Origin of the sequence: Candidatus Poriferisodalis multihospitum, from assembly GCF_028283155.1 — a bacterium.
GTDB classification, from domain to species: Bacteria; Actinomycetota; Acidimicrobiia; order Acidimicrobiales; family Poriferisodalaceae; genus Poriferisodalis; species Poriferisodalis multihospitum.
Genome location: NZ_JAPYOK010000107.1, coordinates 1 through 2527 on the forward strand (window position 1 = coordinate 1; position 2527 = coordinate 2527).

Annotated in this window: 1 protein-coding gene; it reads left to right on the top strand. The window is 65.3% G+C overall.

Features of this window, described 5'->3' with window-relative positions; translation table 11 throughout:
- The first annotated feature begins 248 nt into the window (after window positions 1-248).
- Entirely contained in the window at window positions 249-2408 is a 2160-nt protein-coding gene (locus tag VI480_RS12195) for an ATP-binding protein (protein ID WP_323673124.1), read from the top strand.
- Window positions 2409-2527 lie beyond the last annotated feature (119 nt).

Sequence of the window (2527 nt, forward strand, 5' to 3'; positions counted from 1 at the left end):
GCCAAACCCTCGTATCTCGACTCACCCTCACCGCCGCTTGCGCATGCTGCCAATACGAGCACAGCCGCTACGACTAGGGCGTAGCTGATCGGCCGTCGCACTATCGGCCCCGGTCGGGCTCGATGCCCTGCATATCGCCGGACGCTAGTGGCGTGTCGTTCCCGACAGACAGCGGCCCCGGCCACTGACGAGGGTTGCGGCCTCAGCGAGAATGCGACACACTCCACCGCAGCCAGGAAGGTACTCGGTTGGCTGAAATCGACCGCTTGCGGGCAGAGAACGAGATGCTGCAGGCCCGGCTGTCGGGGCTGACCGAGGCGATACGGCATATCAGCGAGGATCTGAATCTCGACACGGTGCTGCGGCGAGTGGCGGACAGCGCCCGGACGCTGACCGGTGCCCGATACGCGGCGATCACCACCATCGACGATGCCGGGGAGCTACAGGACGTGCTGTTCTCGGGCCTGTCGGAGCAGCAGCAGGACACGCTGGTTGGCTACGGCACCGGCATCGAGCTGTTCAAATATCTCAGCGGGTTGCGCGACCCGCTGAGAATCACCGATTTCGTGGCGCACGTGGACTCCGTGGGGTTCCCGGGGTTTCAGCCGCAGATCGGCGGGTTCATCAGCGCGCAGATCAGAGGCCGCGGCGGCCAGGTGGGCTCGATCTATGTCGGCAAGCCACACGACGATGCCCACTTCACACACGAGGACGAAGAGATCCTGGAAGTGTTCGCCAGCCAGGCGGCCCTGACACTGGTTAATGCCCGTCGCTACGGCGACGAGCAAAGGTCCAAGGCCGCCTTGGACGATCTGCCGTTCGAATCGGCGCTGAACGATGGTGAGACCGTGCATGCGGAGGAGATCGTCATCGTGCATCCCGGCGGCAGCGAGGTGGCGGCACTGATCAGCGCTACGCCGATCCGTTCCGAGGACGGCGAGCTGGCGACCGTGATCGCAACGCTCCAGGACATGTCGCCGCTGGAGGACATGGAGCGACTCCGGGCCGAGTTCCTGGCGATGGTGAGCCATGAGCTCCGAGCGCCGCTGACGTCGATCAAGGGCTCGGCTGCCACCATGCGCAGCTCGCTGATCCCGCCGGATCCCGCCGAGGTACGACAGTTCTTCCGCATCGTCGAAGAGCAGGCCGACCATATGCGCGACCTCATCAACGACCTGCTGGACATGACTCGCATCGAGGCGGGAACGCTGTCGGTGTCGCCAGAGCCGGTGGACTTGGAGTCGGTTGTCGAGCAGGCCAAGAATGCGTTCCTCGGCGGCGGGCATCGTCACAGCGTCGAAATCGAGCACACGCCGAGCCTTCCCCGTGTCTGGGGCGACAAGCAGAGGATCGTGCAAGTCCTGCACAACCTGTTCTCCAACGCTGCTGCGAATTCGAGCGAGTGGTCCACGATCAGCGTTTCCGCGTCGCTGGACGGGACCCATGTAGCAGTCTCGGTCACCGACGAGGGCACCGGGATCGACCCCGAGCGTCTGCCGCTGCTGTTCACCAAGTTTTCCCGCGGCGATCGCGACGACCGCGGCTATGGGCTGGGCCTCGCCATCTGCAGGGGCATCGTGGAGGCCCATGGCGGCCGCATCTGGGCATACAGCGCGGCGCACGGCCGGGGCGCCCGGTTCACCTTCACGGTTCCCGCCCTCGACGAACCTGCGATCGTGCCGGCACACGACGAACCCGGGGATCAGGCCACGTCTTCAGCAGCGACGAAGGTGGAGCGCATCCTGGTGGTCGACGACGATCTCCAAACGCTGCGCTTTGTCCGCAGCACGCTGGCCAAAGCCGGCTATACCCCCGTTGTCACCAGCGACCCCAGCGAGGCGGGACATCTGCTGGAGAGCGAGATGCCTCATCTCGTGCTGATGGACCTGCTGCTGCCCGGAACCGATGCCTTCGAGGTGATCAAGCGCGTCCCCAAGCTGCTGGAGGTGCCCGTCATATTCGTGTCCGGGCGAAGCGACGATCAACTGGTCGCCAAGGCCCTCGAGTTGGGCGCCGCCGACTACATCGTGAAGCCGTTCTCACCCACCGAGCTGCTGGCCCGCATCGCGGCCGCGCTGCGCCGACAAGCCCAGTCCCGGCACGCCGAGCCCTACCGGCTCGGTGACCTCACGGTGGACTTTCTGACCCACACCGCCATGGTCGCGGGGCAGACGGCAAACCTGACGCCCACGGAATACAAGCTGCTGTCGGAACTGTGCATCAACGCCGGTCGCCCGCTCAGCTACGAGCAGCTGCTCGAGACGGTCTGGGGCGAAGGCTCCAGCGGCGACGCTCAACGCGTGCGCACCTTCATCAAAGACCTGCGAGCCAAGCTCGGCGACGACGCCAGGAATCCGACCTACATCCTCACCGTCCCGAACATCGGCTACCAGGCCGCCAGTCCATAGCGACTGCGCGGATTGACCGAACCTGTGTCCACAAGCCGGTGCAAGACCTGTGGACAATCATCACGCTGTCAGCGGAGAAACCTGCCGGCAGTGCTTCAGCGCGCTGGCGGGGCGTAGAT